Source organism: Paraburkholderia kirstenboschensis, from assembly GCF_032806925.1.
In the GTDB taxonomy this organism is placed as follows: domain Bacteria; phylum Pseudomonadota; class Gammaproteobacteria; order Burkholderiales; family Burkholderiaceae; genus Paraburkholderia; species Paraburkholderia kirstenboschensis.
Genome location: NZ_CP136513.1, coordinates 3952612 through 3970368 on the forward strand (window position 1 = coordinate 3952612; position 17757 = coordinate 3970368).

General features: G+C 60.9%; 13 protein-coding genes and 3 pseudogenes. 12 read left to right on the forward strand and 4 right to left on the reverse strand.

All coding sequences use genetic code 11. From position 1 onward, the window contains the following. Window positions 1-179: 179 nt before the first annotated feature. The 7 genes and pseudogenes from RW095_RS40370 to RW095_RS40400 form a co-directional block, all read left to right on the forward strand. Window positions 180-1807, forward strand: a pseudogene (locus tag RW095_RS40370) (type VI secretion system Vgr family protein); the annotation flags it as partial. Then, a complete protein-coding gene (locus tag RW095_RS40375) occupies window positions 1802-2722 on the forward strand; it encodes a DUF2345 domain-containing protein (protein WP_317022852.1) in 921 nt (306 codons plus the stop codon). The pseudogene RW095_RS40370 and the gene RW095_RS40375, both read left to right, overlap by 6 nt. A 44-nt stretch (window positions 2723-2766) precedes the next feature. Beyond that, window positions 2767-4695 carry a phospholipase D-like domain-containing protein gene (locus RW095_RS40380; protein ID WP_317021137.1) on the forward strand — a complete coding sequence of 643 codons (1929 nt, stop codon included), beginning with the start codon at window positions 2767-2769 and terminating at the stop codon, window positions 4693-4695. Continuing rightward, window positions 4692-6356, forward strand: a complete 1665-nt coding sequence (locus tag RW095_RS40385) for a tetratricopeptide repeat protein (RefSeq protein WP_394365182.1) — start codon at window positions 4692-4694, stop codon at window positions 6354-6356. The genes RW095_RS40380 and RW095_RS40385 overlap by 4 nt, the downstream gene beginning before the upstream one ends. 90 nt (window positions 6357-6446) lie before the next feature. Then, the gene (locus RW095_RS40390; RefSeq protein WP_317021138.1) at window positions 6447-6587 is read left to right on the forward strand and encodes a hypothetical protein; all 141 of its coding nucleotides are present in this window, start codon (window positions 6447-6449) and stop codon (window positions 6585-6587) included. Between the two features lie 122 nt (window positions 6588-6709). Beyond that, window positions 6710-7648, forward strand: a pseudogene (locus RW095_RS40395) (DUF6396 domain-containing protein); the annotation flags it as partial. 51 nt (window positions 7649-7699) lie between these two features. Next, window positions 7700-7963 carry a PAAR domain-containing protein gene (locus RW095_RS40400; RefSeq protein ID WP_317021140.1) on the forward strand — a complete coding sequence of 88 codons (264 nt, stop codon included), beginning with the start codon at window positions 7700-7702 and terminating at the stop codon, window positions 7961-7963. Window positions 7964-8097: 134 nt separating this feature from the next. Here RW095_RS40400 and RW095_RS40405 read toward each other — a convergent pair. From RW095_RS40405 to RW095_RS40415, 3 genes and pseudogenes are all read right to left on the reverse strand, one after another. After that, window positions 8098-8570, reverse strand: a pseudogene (locus RW095_RS40405) (VOC family protein). Window positions 8571-8606: 36 nt separating this feature from the next. Beyond that, entirely contained in the window at window positions 8607-9071 is a 465-nt protein-coding gene (locus RW095_RS40410) for a VOC family protein (protein ID WP_128592381.1), read from the reverse strand. A 269-nt stretch (window positions 9072-9340) separates the two neighbouring features. After that, on the reverse strand, window positions 9341-11080 hold the full coding sequence (locus RW095_RS40415) for an SH3 domain-containing protein (protein WP_317021141.1): 1740 nt from the start codon (window positions 11078-11080) through the stop codon (window positions 9341-9343). Window positions 11081-11198: 118 nt separating this feature from the next. Between RW095_RS40415 and RW095_RS40420 the strand changes: the two genes are divergently transcribed. From RW095_RS40420 to RW095_RS40435, 4 genes are all read left to right on the forward strand, one after another. Next, complete coding sequence (locus tag RW095_RS40420; RefSeq protein ID WP_317021142.1) at window positions 11199-11624, forward strand: TOBE domain-containing protein; 426 nt, start codon at window positions 11199-11201, stop codon at window positions 11622-11624. A gap of 86 nt (window positions 11625-11710) precedes the next feature. Beyond that, on the forward strand, window positions 11711-12211 hold the full coding sequence (locus RW095_RS40425) for a GAF domain-containing protein (protein ID WP_317021143.1): 501 nt from the start codon (window positions 11711-11713) through the stop codon (window positions 12209-12211). A 49-nt stretch (window positions 12212-12260) separates the two neighbouring features. Beyond that, window positions 12261-13958 (forward strand): putative bifunctional diguanylate cyclase/phosphodiesterase, encoded by a 1698-nt coding sequence (locus RW095_RS40430; RefSeq protein WP_317021144.1) that lies wholly within the window; start codon window positions 12261-12263, stop codon window positions 13956-13958. A gap of 240 nt (window positions 13959-14198) precedes the next feature. Beyond that, window positions 14199-15119: a restriction endonuclease gene (locus RW095_RS40435; RefSeq protein ID WP_317021145.1), complete on the forward strand. Its 921-nt coding sequence runs from the start codon at window positions 14199-14201 to the stop codon at window positions 15117-15119. A 315-nt stretch (window positions 15120-15434) separates the two neighbouring features. Here the strand turns inward: RW095_RS40435 and RW095_RS40440 are convergent, their stop codons facing one another. Beyond that, the gene (locus RW095_RS40440; RefSeq protein ID WP_317021146.1) at window positions 15435-16250 is read right to left on the reverse strand and encodes a GIY-YIG nuclease family protein; all 816 of its coding nucleotides are present in this window, start codon (window positions 16248-16250) and stop codon (window positions 15435-15437) included. 357 nt (window positions 16251-16607) lie between these two features. Here RW095_RS40440 and RW095_RS40445 point away from each other — a divergent pair, with 357 nt between their 5' ends. Beyond that, window positions 16608-17735, forward strand: coding sequence for a sugar ABC transporter substrate-binding protein (locus RW095_RS40445; protein WP_317021147.1), 1128 nt, complete (start codon window positions 16608-16610; stop codon window positions 17733-17735). Window positions 17736-17757: the final 22 nt, after the last annotated feature.

The following is a 17757-nucleotide window of genomic DNA, read 5'->3' on the forward strand; positions in this document are numbered from 1 at the left end:
CGGCCACTGCATCAACTCATTCTGGACGAAGGAGACGTATGCTGAAGTTCTCAACCCAACGCACTATCACAGCCAGCGGTGCGGCCTTGCCCAGGTCGCCGTCGGGCGAGCCCGCACTGGTGCTCCGATCGATCCGCGGCGAGGAAGCCCTGTCGGAAATCTATACGTACCTGCTGGACATGGTGACGCCGGACGACCTCGACATGCTGGCCGACGACGCGGCGAACCTCGACCTGCGCGACATGATCGGCAACGAACTGACGGTGAGCATCCAGCTTGAGGGAATCAGCCGGTCGTCGGGCCCCGTGTGGGCACGGAATATCGGCAGCGGCACGCGTGAGATCAGCGGCATCGTCACGAGCGCGCGCTTTGTCGGGCAGCAGGACCGGCTCAGCCACTACCAGTTCACCCTGCAACCGTGGATCTTTCTGGCGGACCAGCGCTCGGACTACCGGATTTTCCAGCGCAAGAACGTGAGAGACATCATCCGCGAGGTGTTGCAGGCCTACCGGTACACCTGTGCCTGGCGCACCAGCCGGATCTACCCGCCACTCGACTACCAGGTCCAGTATGGCGAAACGGACTTCGCCTTCATCAGAGGCTGATGCAGGAAAACGGCATCTACTGGTTCTTCGAACATTCGCAAACCCACCACACGATGGTGTTCGTGGACCATGTGGGCGCGCACAGACCGGTGGACAGCGAGGCGTATCACACGCTCGCGTACTACCCGCCGGGACACAAGATCGACGCCGAGTATATCGACGCGTTCGATATCGCGCAGACGCTGCAGTCAGGCGTGTGGACAACCAGCGACTATGACTTCAGGCAGCCGGAGGCGAATCTCGCGGTTCGCAAGGTCCAGCCGCAGGAGACGGTGGACAACGATCTGACGCGCTACGAGTGGCCGGGCGACTACACGGACCCGGCCGAGGGGGCGAAGCTCGCGCAGATCCGCATCGAGGAAATCTTTGCGCGCGGCGAGCGGGCAGAGGGCCGTGGCAGCGTGCGCAATGTCGTGTGCGGGACGAGCTTCCATCTGGAGAACCATCCGTACCGCAAGGCGAATCGGGAATACATGGTGATCCGCGCGAAGCTCGACGCCGAGGAGACGGCGCAATCCTCCGGTTCGGGCGTCTACCGGTTCCGCACTGAGTTCACCGTGCAGCCGGCGACCAATGTGTTCCGCCCGGCGCGCACGGTCCCGAAGCCGCGTACGACCGGCCCGCAACCCGCCGTGGTGACGGGCTTCGACAGGAACGTCGTGTCCACCGAACCGTATGGTCGCGTGACGCTTAAATTCCGCTGGGACAGGTCACCGAACCGGGACGCTAACTCATCGTGCTGGGTGCGGGTGATGTCGCCATGGGCGGGTAACGGGCACGGGAGCATCAGCGTCCCGCGTGTGGGCACGGAAGTGATCGTGGATTTCATCAACGGTGACCCGGACCGGCCGTTCGTCATCGGGCAGGCCTATAACGCTAACAACATGCCGCCGTGGCCGTTGCAGGGTAACCACATTCTTTCGGGCATGCGTAGCCGCAGCCTGAAAGGGGGCGCGTCGAACCAGTTTGTCGCCGATGACACGCCGGGCGAGTTGCAGGCGCAGGTGACGAGTGACCAGTCGAACTCCCGGCTGGTGGTGGGCTACAACACACGCATCGTGCCCGGCGAGGGACGCAAGCAGGCGCGCGGCGAGGGTGTCGAGATCGCCACCGACGCGCACGGCGTGATCCGGGCAAACAAGGGCCTGCTCATCACCACGGAAACGCGCGACGGTGCCGAGGCGCCCGCCAAGGACATGGGCGAGACGGTGCAGCGGCTCACGCAGGCGCGCGAGCAGCATGAAACCCTGGCCGGACTGGCGCAGCAGAACCAGGCGCAGGACCCGGACAAAGATCAGAGCGATGTCACGAAGGTCATCAAGGCGCAGAACGACGAAATCAGAGGGGCGGGCGGCAACAACGAAGGGCACTTCCCCGAACTGGCCAGGCCGCATCTGGTTCTCGCCAGCCCTGCCGGTATCGAGACCACCTCGGCACGATCCACACATGTTGCGAGCGGTGAACATATTGCGTTGACCAGTGCCGAGCATGTGAGTGTGTCAGCTGGCGGACGGCTGCTCGCAAGCATCAGGAACGGGATCAGGCTGTTCTGCGTCAAGGCGGGCATGAACCTGATTGCCGCCGGCGGGGACATCGATCTGAAGGCGCTGAAAGACAGCGTCAACATTCTGGCGAAGCTGAGCATCACGCACACCGCCAACCGGATCACGATCACCGCGAAGGACGAAGTGGTGATCAACGGCGGCGGTAGTTATACCCGGTGGAGCGCAGGACAGATCACGAGCGGTACTTCAGGTGGCTTTGCCGTTCACGCGGCCAGCCGTGCATTCACGGGGCCGGACAACCAGGAAAAGCCGGTGTTGCCTATGACGGCCCCAGTGAGGGAGGACCTGCACTTTGCGCTGAGCGCCCTGGCTGGTGAGGCGCATCGTTACCTGAACGAACCGTACGAACTCTACAAGGGCGACGCGAAAATCGGCCACGGTCTCACCGATGAATACGGCCGCATTGTGGTCAAGGACCACCAGCCGGGTACATCCGCTTACCGGGTCAGGCTAAGTAACGGTGGTCAGTTTGATCTCAATGTGCGTGATGCACTCAATGGCAATCCTGATCATACCGATTACCGCACCAACCGCGGTGAACGTCTCGTTTAAGGCCGAGCGCCATTTCATCAAGACAGATCGACAAGGAAGACGACGTGCCACATTTCCCGCTGAAGACCCACAACCCGGCAAACGTTGCCATCGATGAACAAAGAAGAACGGCGCAAGGCTCGGTGCAATGGCTGCTGGAAGGTAATCCGCTCGCGCCGATTACGGAAGGCAACCGGCTCGATTTCATGATCTGCGGCGAGGAGGGCTTCGCCTCCATTGCGAAGGACCTGTCGGAAGCGAAAGAGACTGTTGACCTGATCTGCTGGGGCTTCGATCCGGGCATGGAGCTGGTGCGCAACGGAGACCGGTGGAAGCGGGGCGAGACATATGGTGAAATCCTCGAGCGCATCACCACCAGAAAAGATCACCCGGTGACCGTGAGACTGCTGATCTGGTACGACCAGGTGGCGTCGGCGAAACAGAACAACATGCCCGGCTATACCGATCAGGGCAGTTGGAATCCTGTAGCGAAACTAGCAGGCGGATCCTCGCCTTATAACAACGCCGAACGCAACAAGGATTGCGTCGCGTGGTGGGCGCGTAATCTGCCCAATGGCCGTGGAAGCGGGAAGAATCCGCGCCTGCAGATTGTTTTGCGCAGCATTGCCGCAGCAGATGTGACCCAGGCGCTTACGAATGAGGAGGACAAGCCAGCTTATGAGTGGGCTAACCTCGTTGATGAAACAGGCCTGCTGAAAAATTATCCGACGCATCACCAGAAGCCGATACTGATTGATTACGCGTACGACGGCGGCAGGAAGGCCGTGGGTTACGTGATGGGGCTAAATTCGGTCACCGATTTCTGGGACACCGCTGAGCACCGGCTGGACGATCCCCTGCGCGAAACCTGGGCGGACGGCAAGACTACCGACGAACGGAAGCACGAAACGGCCACGCAGAAACTGGTCAGTACCGCGACTTACCGGCATACCAAGCCCTATCAGGACTACGCCTGCCGCATCGTCGGCCCGGCGCTGCAGCAACTGCACAAGAATTTCGTGAACGGCTGGAATACGTTCGCCGGGAAGCAGAGGCTCACTGCCGACCCGACGGTATTGCCGCCGAACATACCGAAGCTGCCTGCCAACCCGGCGCACCGCGTGCAGATCGTGCGCACCCAACCGCACGAGCACGAAAAGACCATCAAGGAGCTGTACATCCACGCCACAAGTTACGCGCGCAACTACATCTACATCGAGAATCAGTACTTCTTCTATCCGGAGTTTGCCCGCCAGCTGAAGCGTCATCGGGAGGCATTTTGCGCTGGATGCATCAGGGCTGGGCAGCCGCTGGCGGAGATTCCGCAGTTGCATCTGTTCATCGTCATTCCGCATCCTGAGGACGACGGCATGGTGCCGCGCACGTTCGACATGCTGACCGAACTAGGTGCGAGCAGCGCAATGCCAGAACAGGGGAAGTACGTGGACCGCGGCAAGCTCGATCAGAACTACGCGGATGCGCACGAGGGCCCAAAGGGCAACAAGGTCCTGAACCGTCCCGATCTGAAGCAGTTGGAGGCCACGTTGGGGTTGAAGGTGAGCGTGGCGCGGTTACGAACCAGTGGCGCGGATGCGAACGGGAAGATGGCGTACCGCGAGATCTACATTCACTCGAAGCTGATGCTGATCGACGATGTGTTCGTGACGCTGGGCAGCGCGAACCTGAACCAGCGCAGCATGGCGGTGGACAGCGAGATCAACATTGCTGCGACCGGGCAGGCGTGGGCGAGCGGGCTGCGGCAGCGGGTGTTTGAACTGCATTCGGGGGGCAGTATTTCCGGTAGTGGTGATCAGACCCAAGTGCCGGATGTATTTGAAAACTGGGGGAAGCACATGGCTATAAATCATGACATTCAGATTGCAGGGCACAAGAACATGCAGGGTTTCCTGCTGCCATTCGAAGATCACCGGGCCACTACAACGATGCACGCATCGGTCACGCTCCCGTCCTACAGCAATACGGCAATCGTATGAAAACAACCGGTTCCACCCCCGTTGCCCGACTCGGCCGCCTGCTGATCGCGGCCCTTTGCCTGTACGCCACCAGCGTGCAGGCGGGGCCCTTCACATCACTGACCAACAAGCTGACCGCCACCATGTCTAATCTTCCGCGTTACGAGAAACTGCCGCTGTTCGACCCGCACCGCAAGAGCTTCACCTGCGTGTACCAGGACCAGCATGTGCCCGCCATTGATCCGCAGGCCGAAGCCTGGTTCCAGCAGGCACTGGCGCTGGACAGCCCGGATATCTATTACAAGGAACGGGACTACCCGAAGATCTACGAACTGTATCTTCGCGCCGCAGAACGCAACCATTGGAAGGCGATGCTCAATCTTGCCTCGCTGATTGTCAGTGGCTACCCCGGCGTGCCGGAACAGGACCCGGAGAGGGCGGTCGGCTATGTCGAGAAGGCGATGCAACTGGGCGTTCCGGATGCGTACGACATGATGGGCACCTACCACCAGAACGGTATGATCCGGGGCGGCGATGCGACGAGTGCCTATGCATTTTTCCAGCGCGCGGCCGACATGGGCAGTCCGTCGGCGATGACGTTCCTTGGTTACAAGATGGCCGGCACCTACGACAATCCGGGCGAAGGCTTCTGGGGCAATCTGGCTGTCGCAGTCCCGATGCTCGAATGCGCGTTTGCACAGGGTTACGGGGATGCAGGCGAAAAGCTGAGCTTAATCTATGCACGTCCGAATACACCGGAGGCCAAGCTTCGTGCGCTCAAGGTTTTGCATGAAGGGGTGAAACTCGGTAGTGCAAAATGTGCACAGAGCATAGCCCCGGAATTTCGGGGTCTTGGCCTTAACCATGGCAGCAACCTCGTTGGCTATATCGACAAGGCACGAGCGGAACGCTACAGCAAGATTGGCAACGCCTTGGAGTTTTATGACGGCCGCCTGAAGCTTCCAAATCTGGACAAGGTGCTGCCACTTCCCCCCGCACCGCTGCCGAAGTGGGACGGCAACAAACAGACACTGATCGACGCAGCCAAGGCGGTCACGCTGCCGCCCAAGGCACAGCAAGGCGCAATGTTGCACGGGCGCGAATTCATGCCGGAAGGCCATGGGGTGTTGCCGCTCGCGCAGAGCCCTTATGCGCTCGCCGGAGACCAGCCAGTGCCCGAAACCGGCTACTGGCTCGCGCTCTACAGTCCGTCGATGACAGGCGCTGCAAAACCGGCGTATGCGCGTGGACAGTTTCCGGAGCGTTACCAGACCGGTGAACGTTTTGAAGCTTCGCGCTTTGAATGGCTCTCACCAGCAGAAGTGCAGTGGCAATACCTCGGCGAAGCTCGCCCATTGCCTCCGGGGCGTGAGGTCTTCCTGAGACGGATGCTCGGGGCGGGGCTACTGCGACAGGTATCGCCGCCCGCATCGAAACTGCAATGCAACGGCATGCAACGCTGCCCCCAGACTGGCATCTGGGAAGGCCGTATCCGGGCAGACAACCCACTGGCAGCACTGTACAACCGGTGGGAACGACAGACGTTTGTTGAACAGGGCCAGTCCTTTCCGGACCCACGCGGGCACCTCTTGGACATCGCGTCAGAAAGCGTGCAGTGGACCTACCTCGGTAGCCCCAACGCCGACGCGGATGCACCCGGCTTAAAAAAGATCACTCTTTAATCTATTCGGCATTATCTGGTTCAAAGGAAAACGCGATGGCACGGCAGGCCGGGGCCGGATGCCGTCGTTGCCAGGGATTGGAATACGCAAATGAAGGACAGCCTCGTGATGCGAATGAAGGGCGTTGAAAACACGAAAGGTTTCCCGCTGCCGTTCGAAGATCGCCGGGCCACCACAGCGATGCACGCATCGGTCAACCTTCTGTCACCCAGCAATACGGCACTCGTATGAAAACAACCGGTTCGATCTCCGTTGCCCGACTCGGCCGCCTGCTGATCACGGCCCTTTGCCTGTACGCTACCAGCGTGCAGGCAGGGCCCTTCACCTCGCTGACGGACAAGCTGACCGCCACCATGTCCAACCAGCCGCGCTACGAGAAACTGCCGCTGTTCGATCCGCACCGCAAGAGCTTCACCTGCGTGTACCAGGACCAGCATGTGCCCGCCATTGATCCGCAGGCCGAAGCCTGGTTCCAGCAGGCGTTGGCGCTGGACAGCCCGGATATCTATTACAAGGAACGGGACTACCCGAAGATCTACGAACTGTATCTTCGCGCGGCGGAACGCAACCACTGGAAGGCGATGCTCAATCTTGCCTCGCTGATTATCAGTGGCTACCCCGGCGTGCCGGACCGGGACCAGGACCCGGAGAGGGCGATCGGCTGGGTCGAGAAAGCTATGCAACTGGGCGTTCCGGATGCGTACGACGTGATGGGCACCTATCATCAGAACGGTATGGTCCGGGGCGGCGATGCGACGAGCGCCTATGCATTTTTCCAGCGCGCGGCCGAGATGGGCAGTCCGTCGGCGCAGGCATTCCTCGGTGAAAAGCTGGACGCGGCCTACGATAATCCGAGCGAAGGCTTCTGGGGCAATCTGCCGGTTGCAGTGCCCATGCTCGAATGCGCGTTGGCGCAGGGTTATGGCGACGCCGCTGCGGAGTTGGGTTTTGTCTACGCACGTCCGAGAACTCCCGAGGCCAAACTGCGCGCGCTCAAGGCCTTGCACGAAGGTGTGAAACTGGGCAGTGCCAAATGCGCGAGCGCACTATTCACTGAGTTCGACGGTTTCAACCTAACCAATGACCGAAATTTGCCGGGCCACATCGACAAGGCGCGGGCCGAACGCTACAGCATGCTGGCCCGGGCTCTAGAACACTATGACGGTCGTTTAAAGCTGCCAAACCTTGACAAGATACTGCCACTTCCCCCCGCACCGTTACCGAAGTGGGACGGCAACAAACAGACACTGATCGACGCAGCCAAGGCGGTCACGCCGCCGCCCCACCCGGCGTAAAAAGATCACCCTTTACCCACCCGAATTATCAAATTCAGAGGAGACACAATGGCACGGCAGGTAATTGTAGTGGGCGACACAATGGCCCCTCACGGCGGCACGGTCATCACCGGCTCCGACGTCGATAGCGTAGATGGAAAGGGCATCGCCCGTCAGGGTGATCTGGTTGACTGCACGGAGCATGGCGTCAACCCGATCGCCGAAGGTGATGAGTCGAGTATTTTCAGCGGTAAGCCAGTGGCCCTTCACGGCCACCGCGCGGAGTGCGGCTGCTCACTGGTCAGCCGTACTGGCACCTTATCTGTATCGTGAATCGCTGTTTACACAGCGACGCCACGTGCGGGTGCGGTCTTCTATCAGCCATCGTTTAACCAGGTGAACCGTCCAGCCCGCGTGGGCGGTTCGCTGCGGGCGGGTTATTCGAAGCTTCAACCCCACCACTCAAACTACTCACCCCGATACGCCCGCTCCAACCCTTCGACATCGAGCTTCACCATTCTCATCATCGCCTGCATCACGCGATTCGCCTTGGCGGTATCCGGATCGCGCAGCATGGTCACGAGCACATCGGGCACGATCTGCCACGAGACGCCGAACCTGTCCGTCAGCCAGCCGCATTGCCACGGTGCGCCGCCGTCCGTAAGCTTCGCCCAATAGCTGTCGATCTCTTCCTGCGAACTGCAATGGACAAAGAGAGAGATCGCCGGCGCGAACGGAAACTGCGGGCCGCCATTCAGCGCCATGAATTCCTGGCCTTCGATCTCGAACGTGATCGCCAGCACGCCACCTCGGGTCCGGGGCCCGCCTCCGTGTAATGCATCGTGGTGACAATGCGCGCCCCCGAAAAAACAGACGTATAGAAGCTTGCCGCTTTTTCAGCATTCCCGTCGAACCACAGACACGGCGCGATCTTCTGGATGTCGGTCTCCTCCTCTTTGAGCGGACGCGCCGTGGGTTACTTCATGGCGGCCATGGCCTGCTGGATTTCTTCGGTGCTGAGATCGCGCTTGTGCGTGGCCAACGACCAGCTATGGCCGAACGGGTCTTTCAGCTGGCCGTAGCGGTCGCCCCAGAACATGTCGGCGACAGCCATCTTGACGGTCGCGCCGGCATCGACGGCTTGCTGGAAACTGGCGTCGACATCTTCGACATAGTGATGAATCGTCACCGGCGTGCCTTGCAGATGGTTCGGTCCGAACGCCTGGTGTTCAGGCCATTCGTCGGTGAGCATCAGCATCGAATCGCCGATTTTCAGGCACGCGTGCATCACCTTGCCGCCCGGTCCCGGCAGCCGGAACTGTTCGACGGCGTTGAAGGCTTTCGTATAGAACGCGATGGCTTCGGCCGCGTTTGCGCAGATCAGGTATGGCGTGAGCGAGTGCATCCCGTCCGGGATCGGTTTGACAGCAGTGCTGGTCATGACGGCGACTCCTTGAAGTAACAGGTTCGTGGATTGAAAGTCCGACTGTTTCAGCCAGGCTCTCAACGTTACGACGAGTACGTCAGCGCCGGATCGACACTCCGTAAAAAATATTTTTCAGCACGAACGTGCGCGTGACCGACCAACGTTCTAATACGTGAAAGTCTCTTGTCAGCCCTCAGCCCTCAGCCCTCAGCCCTCAGCCCTCAGCCCTCAGCCTTCAGCCCTCAGCCCTCAGCCCTCAGCCCTCAGCCCTCAGCCCTCAGCCCTCAGCCCGCCGGATTGTCTTCGTCCGCAGGCGCCGCAGGCGCCACTGCGGGCCCCGGCGAGGGCGCCGCCGCGCCGGCGGGCGCGCCGAGTATGCTGATCTGGAATGTCGGCGTGGCCGCGAGTGACTGCAGTGTGGAATCTTCGGGAATGTGCTCGAAAAGCGGCAGGATGACGGAGCCGCCGATCACCGCGCGCCGGCTGTTGTCAGCCGGACGCAGTCCCCACACATCCTGATAGACGACCGGGACCGCGACGCCGTTGCGAGTCGTATTGCCGATGTAAAGCATCACATGCCCGCCGATATAAATCAGCGTGCGTAACGGCACGCCATGTTGCGCCAGATAGTCGAGGCGTTGTCCGGGCGTCGAAGCGGACAGATCGATCATGCGCCCGGCGCTCATCTGCGTGGACGAATGGCGCGGCAACCACACGCCGAAGGTCGCGAAGATGCTTTGCAATTCCGACGAGCAGTCGTTGTAGAGGCCGCTGTTGCCCCAGCCGTAAGGCCGGCCAATCAGCGCTTTGATCAGCTTCGCGAGATGGCGCGGCGTGGCGGCGAGCGGCATCGGTGCAATCTGTGCGTCGCTAAGCTCGGCTGTGCGCACGAGCGCGTCGCCTTCTGCGTCCCGTGCGGGCACGAGGACTTCGCGTGGAGCTGGCGTGTCGGCGACTGCGCGACGTTCGCTAACGTCGGCACCGGCATTCCCGTTGGGATCAGCGTTGGCATCCGCGTCCACGTTCAGGTCATTCGCAGCGCCACCACCGCTAGCGACACCGTCAGCCGCCGGCCTTGTCTTCGCGCCGTGCACCGCATTGACCGACGAGCGCGCGATCAATGGCAACAGCGTGCCGGCAGGTGCATCGAAGCGGAACACGCCGTGGCTATCGCGCACCGGCGCGGAAGCAGCGATCACCGCGCCGAGCGATTTCGCCGTCGCTGCGCGCCATGTATCGACAAATCGCTCGCTCGCCATACCCACGCCGTCGCTGCGCACCCAGCCCTGCACGTCCGGCGTCTGCACATAACGCCATGCGCCGTCGACGCTCGCGCCCAGCACATACAACGGCGTGCCCGGCCGCACCGCGGAGATCTGCAGGTTGTCGAACGGATAGCCTTCGCCAGCCAGACGATGACTGTAAAACGACGGGTCGGAGGTCGGCAGTTCGCGCACCATGAGGTTGGTCGTTGCGATTGCGCGCCGTGTGGGCTGATAGACCGGCGCCTCGGTGAACTGCGCGACGTTCATGTTCCGCGCGATGGCGTCGATCCACGCCTTGTCGTGCGGGCGGAAGTTCTCGCCATAACCCATGGCCGCGCCGCTCTTGCCGCTATTGTCGAAGCTGGCGATGCGGCGCTGCTGCAACGCGACAATATCCGCGCCTTGCTGGCGGTAGACTCGCATGGCGACGTACGCGGAATTCCACGGCGACGGCGCATTCGTGCCGGTGCCGAAGTAGCGTGCATAGAGCGCCCGGAAGTGCGCCTGCTGGTCGGCGGCGCTCAGGAACGCCTGGTCGTAACCGGGGCTGGACGGATCGAGCCAGTGATCGACGTCCTGATCATAGGCGGCGAGCGGAAAAAGCGTAATCGTATCGGCGGTAACGTGCGCATCGCGTGTCTGCGACGGATTGCTACACGCGGCAAGCGCCGCAAGCGAAGCGAGAGCCACGGAAAATACGACGGTGCGCGCGGCGTTCGGCCACAGGCGAGCGATGCGGAAAGAGACGGCTACAGGCATGAGTTCGGCGAAGTATGTCCAAGGGCACGATGATACGGCGTCGCGCGTTCCATTACACTTGATCGATCAGCAAACGAACGCGTCCAACGCCTCGTGCGTTGAACCAAAGGAGCACGACATGCAAACGAGCGCACGCAACCAGTTTGCCGGCGAAGTGATAACAGTCACGCACGGCGCCGTAAACGACGAAGTCACGCTGCGCACCGCTGACGGACTCGAAATCGTCGCGATCATCACGCACGGCAGCGCAACGGCGCTTGGTCTCGCCGCAGGCAAGAAAGCCTTCGCGCTGGTGAAGGCGTCTTCGATTATCGTGATGATCGACGTAGCGAAGAATCAGGTGTCGGCGCGCAACTGCATCGCGGGGACCGTGACGGCAGTAACGAAAGGTGCGGTCAATTCGGAGGTGATCATCGGCGGGGGCGGCGCGCAGATCGCCGCGGTCGTGACCAACGACAGTGCCGAGCGCCTGGGCCTCGCGGCAGGCAAAGCGGCGACGGCGATCTTCAAGGCATCGAGTGTGATCGTCGGTGTCGATTCGTAGTGGCCGCACTCCAGTGAAGCGGAGCGCCGCTTGCTTTACACTGGGCCGCCTGGTTGCCTCACTTTCCGCTTTATCACGGACCCGTCATGTTCGAAGTTTCCTCCGCCTCGCAATTGCCTAAGGCCGCGCATTACGAAGAACTCGTCGCGCAGGCGCGCGCGCTCCTCGCCGACGAAACCGACTGGATCGCCAACGCCGCGAATTTCTCATCGTTCGTATTTCATTCGCTGAGCGATCTGAACTGGGCCGGGTTTTACTTTTACGACGGCCGCGAACTCGTGGTCGGCCCGTTTCAGGGAAAACCAGCGTGCGTGCGCATCGCGCTCGGCAAAGGCGTCTGCGGCACGGCCGCGCAAACGCGTGAGACGCAGGTCGTACGTGACGTCCACGAGTTTCCCGGCCATATCGCTTGCGATTCCGCGTCGCAATCGGAAATCGTCGTGCCGCTCGTCGCACCCGACGGCACGCTGATCGGCGTATGGGATGTGGACAGCCCGCTTGTCGCGCGCTTCGACGAAGACGACGCAAAGGGCATGCAAGCGCTCTGTGCGGTGTTTGTCGAAGCAGCGCTGCCGCGCGCGCCCTAACCGCCGCACGCGGTCTCAGCCATCGTCAGAAAAATACAAGGCCCGCGCGATGCAAGACCCGTCCCACCCCTCAGTGCATGCGCGCGACGCCGCTCTCGCAGCGGCCCCATTCGGCATGTTCATTTGCAATGCGCAAGGCACGTTCGAGCACGTCAACGCGGCATTCGAAAAACTGACGGGGATGACCGCCAATGAACTGGTCGGCCGGCGCAGCTTTGAATCGCTGCACGATCCGGCCGAGCTCGCGAGACGCCGCGCCGAATTGCCGATATTGTCCGCGATAGGCGCGCGCTACGAGAGTGAGTGGACTTATCTGCGACGAAGCGGCACGCCGGTGCGCGTGGTGCTCGCGCTCTCTCCGCTTTCCGGTGAAGCGGCGTGTGATGCCAGCGAGGCGCGTTACGTCGGCGTCGTCGTCGATATGACGCGCTATGCGCAATCGGACGCGCGCCTCTGGTATGTCTCTCATCACGACGGCGTGACGCGTCTGCCCAATCAGACGCTTTTCACCGAGCGCCTCGAGTTGACGATCGCACGCTGCGAACGCCACCCGAGCGGCTTTACCGTATTGATCGCCGAGCTCGATCACTTGCGCAAACTCCGCGACGCGCTCGGTCTGCACGCAGCCGAACTCGTGTTGCAGATCGTCGGCGAGCGGTTGCGCGGCCTCTTTCCGAACGACGGCACGATCGCCTCGATCGGCGGCACGCAGTTCGCATTGCTGATCAACGAGACCGGCCCCGCCGCCGATTCGTTCGCTGCCGAGGCGCTTAGCCGCATTGCCGAACCCATCGACTATGGCGGAACGGCGCTGAACATCGCGGCGAGCATCGGCATCGTCGCGTATCCGGACGACGGCGGCGATGCGCCGACGTTGATGCGCCGCGCGGGCGTCGCGCTCTCGGCGGCAGCGGCGGTCAACGGCAACGCGGTCCGGCGTTTTTCGACTGCGCTCGAAGGGCAGGCCGCGCGCCGCTTCCAGATCGAGACCATGTTGCGTGAAGCGTTGGAGCGCCAGCAATTGCATCTCGTCTACCAGCCGCAGGTGACGCTCGCCACTGGCCGCATCGCGCAAGTCGAAGCGCTGCTGCGCTGGAATCATCCGCAGCGCGGCATGATCAGTCCGGCGGAATTCGTGCCGGTCGCGGAAGAGTCCGGCTTGATCGAGCAGATCGGCGAATGGGTGATCCGCACGGCGTGTCGCGACGCGGGCAAACTCCTTCGCCTCACCGGCAACCTGCCGCGCGTCGCGGTCAATGTGTCGCCGCAGCAGTTCCAGCGGCACGACCTCTTTGAGACCATTCGCGGGGCGCTCGACAGTGCCGCGCTCGCTCCGTCCTATCTGGAAGTGGAGATCACCGAAGGTGTGTTGCTAGGCGACACCGAGCAGACGCTGCAAACGCTCCACGCGCTGCGCGAGCTCGGCGTGGAGATTGCCGTCGACGACTTCGGCACAGGCTATTCGAGTCTCGCGTATTTGACGCGGTTTCCGTTGAATCGCCTGAAGATCGACCGGTCTTTCGTCACGCGAATGGGCACGGATCCGCAATGCCATGCGCTCGTCGGCGCGATCGTTGCGATGGCGCACGCCCTCGGGCTGCGCGTCACGGCGGAGGGCGTCGAAACACCCGAGCAGGCGGCGCAGTTGCAGGCGCTTGGCTGCGACGAGGCGCAAGGGTTCTGGTTTTCGCGGCCGGTGACGGCGTCGGGGCTGGGGAATTTGATTGGGCCGTTGGATGCGGGCTAGGGGTTGTGTGTGTTGGTGCCGGGGTCGTGTAGGAAGTCCACGACGGCGTATCCGCTGCGTAAACACAGAGTACAGCGCTCACCGCCTGGCAGGTCGCCGTGGCCCATGTTTGCGATAATGACTTCTATTGCAGACCTGCGGGCGACGTTTGCGCGGAGCATCGATCCGGGGAAGCGGCAGCATATTTTTTGCCACGACAGAGCGCCGCACCGGCGGAACTTGACTAATTGATTTTCGACAATGGCCATTCCTGATTTTCAGACTCTGATGCTTCCCGTTTTGCGTTCGTCCGAAAAGGGCGAAGTGAAAGTGTCCGAGGTTGTTCAGTCATTGGCTGACACATTCAAGTTGAGTGAGGACGAGCGATTAGAACTATTGCCGTCCGGAAGGCAGACTACTTTCGCCAACCGTGTGCATTGGGCAAAAAGTTATCTGGGAAAGGCAGGGTTGGTCGAGCTGACCAAACGAGCCCACTTCGTGATAACTGCCCGAGGGCGTGACGTATTAGCCAATCCGCCTCAAAAGGTCGACATTCGCTTTCTGGAGCGATTCCCCGAATTCGTATCGTTCCGAGATGCCAGCAACGCCCCTGAGATCGCTTGCAAAGACTCCGCCGCGATAGAAGCGGTACAGGCAAGCGGGATGACACCCGACGAGATCATTCGAAAAGCTCATGCCGAGTTAGACGATGAACTCAGTCTTGATCTGCTTGCTCGCATTATCGCGGCTCCGCCGGAGTTTTTTGAACGCCTGGTAGTCCAGTTACTACTGGCCATGGGCTACGGGGGTTCTACAAGCGATGCGGGACGAGCGTTGGGCAAGAGCGGCGACGGAGGCGTCGATGGGGTTATTGACCAGGACGCCTTGGGCTTGGATCGTATCTACGTGCAGGCGAAGCGCTACTCGGACGGCAATAACGTCAGCTCCGGCGCGATCCGTGATTTCTTTGGTTCACTGGATCGCTTCAAGGCGGCAAAGGGACTTTTCGTTACCACTTCGGCCTTTTCACCTTCGGCCAGAGAGACGGCTGAATTCCTTAGCAAGCGTATCGTCCTGATTGATGGCCGTCAGCTAGCCAGGCTGATGATCAGGCATAACGTTGGCTGCCGTATTGAAGAAACCATTCAGTTGAAAAAGGTCGACGAAGAGTTTTTTGAGTAAACGTCTAACTGCAGATTCGAAGCGATGTCGATGCCTCGGCATCTGGACGATGATACGCTTGTGCCCGCCACCGTCGCAGCGTTGTGGCAGTCCGCGTCCCGGGCATTGCAGACACGCGTTCTTCGACGGAACTGTCTGCTGAGACTCAACAGTTGCATCACAGATGCAGCGATCCGCCGGCTTTCTTAGCGCTGCTGGGTGACGCGGGCGAGGGTAACGTTGGTGTCAGATAACCATAGCAACGGATTGAGTCATTTCAAACCGCATCGGTTGTGGGCGTTGGCCGCTGTAGCTCATTTCGTTGGCATAGCCGCTTTAATTGCGGTTGTATCCGTGCTCCCGAGAGGAAAGCACTTCTTTCCAGTGGCTCTCTCGGCGAGCGATCTCTTCGCCCGTCGACTGGATATCGGCTATCTCCAGAAGCGAGAAGCTGAAGTCATCTTGGCGTTCGGGGCCGGCCAGCCCCAGTTCCTTCACCAGTGCGATATTATTCCCATGGCCGTTCGCGACATAGGTTGACCAACGCTGCCAAATCCCGTGTTCACCGTCTGCCTTACCGACGTACAGCTTGCCGTTGCTGCGGTCTGTGATCAAGTAGATTCCCTTGACGTTCGACAAAGCAGTTCGCCAAGATTCAATGTTTTGAGAAACAACGATATCAAGCTGCGCCTTTCGCAGATTGACCCGCTTAAATCCGGGAAAGCGGCCAAAGCTGACCCGTTCCGGTAGCAACTCCGCTACCATCAAGTCATTCTCCAGCGTCTCGCCTAGGACATATCCCGCCCGCTCTTTATACGCGCTTTTCACGTATAAGCACCCCGAAAATTCGTCGGCACTGGCAATTCGTTCCAAGTCGTACATGAAATGCGGCTTAGGTTCCGACACCGCCTTCACACCTTTCACATGGAAAAGTCCTGCGTATAGCCACTTGCCTCCGCCAATATCGATCAGCGACACGACGAATCGGCGCGAGAAGTTCTTCCGGCTTTGCCATGCCTGCCACGTATCGAATTTCCCTGCAATAAAGACGTCAATGGGTCGCTCCCGGCCGTTGAACCGCGCAAGGTGAATCTTGGCGATCTTCGGCGTAAAACTGGGTTCCCATTTCTGTAGAAGTTCGTATAAATGCATTGATCGATCACTCAGAGGTAGCCTAACCGTGGCGGAAACTAGTCGCGCCTGCCACGGGACGGCCCCAGTCCTTATCCACCAAGCGTTTCAGCCCGGTCGCCCGGTGCGTTGGCCTCACTGGTAAACCACTATCGCGCGTGGATTGGTATGCCAGTACTGTCAGACAGGAACGCGTATACGCATGCCCTTCTTTTCGCTTCGAGGAGGCGCCGTTGAAAAGCTCCTTCTGCAAGTCCGATCCAGTCCCGCTATAGCAACTCCGCAAGGTTCCGTGCTTCACGCACACCGTGCCGGCAGTCCACGACCAGCCATGTGCGCAGGCAATCGGTACGTCCAATCGAACAAAAAGGAGGCAACATGCTTTCAGGAATCCACGTGCTTCGAGCGGCGGCGAGCGCCGCATTGGCGCTCTGCGCAAGCGGGGCTTTCGCGCAGGCTTCGATCGTTTCAGGGCCGTCCAGCGATCCCGCCTGCATGGTCCCCTGGAAGAGCGACACGAAGTTCATCAAGTATCCGAAGAAGAACGCGCCTTACCGGATCGCACTCGTGAACGGCTATATCGCGAACACCTGGCGTATCCAGATGATCAGGACGGCCAAGGCCTACACCGCGCAACCGGCCGTTGCCGCCAAGCTCAAGGAATTCAAGGTCGTCTCGACCGGCGAGGACGTTCCGGCGCAGATCTCGGCCGTCAACAACTTCATCGATGCCGGCTATGACGCCGTCATCGTGAACGCGCAGAACCCCTCCTCATTCGGCCCGGCGATCCGCCGCGCGAAGAACGCCGGTGTGGTGCTGGTCGCTTTCGACAACACGCTCGACAGCGAAGACGCGATCAACGTCAACGTCGACCAGTATGGGCTCGGCGCGCTGTGGGCCAAATGGCTCGCGGGTCACCTGCCAAACGGAGGCAAGGTGCTCGAAGTTCGCGGGGTGGCGGGCACGTCGGTCGACACGGACCGGCACAATGGTTTCACGAAAACGCTGGACAACACCGGCAAGAAGTGGAACGTCGTCCAGGTCTACGGCAAGTGGGACGACGGGGTCGCGCAAAAGGTCGCCGCTGACGCGATTGCCGTGCAGGGTCATTTCGATGGCATATCGGCGCAGGGCGGCGACACGGGCGTCGTGCGCGCGATGATCGATGCGAAACACCCGTTCGTGCCTTTCGGCGGCGAGACGGAGAACGGCTTTCGCAAGTTCTGCGCGCAGTATGGGAGCCAGGGCCTGAAGTGCACGTCGGCGGGCACCGGGCCCGCGCAGGTGGCCGTGGCGATCAAGACGGCACTCGCTGCGCTGGATGGCCAGACGATTCCCGTGGCGATCAAGCTGCCGCTCGACGTCACCGACGATTCGATGCTGAAGTCGGGCGTCAACTATTTTCCGAACGACTCCGACAACTTTTTCGTCGGCAACTCGTTTCCGACATGCGGCATCATTTTCTCTGCGCAGGAAATCATGAAGCAGAGCCAGGGCAACCAGTGACCGGATGATGGCCCGCGCTGTG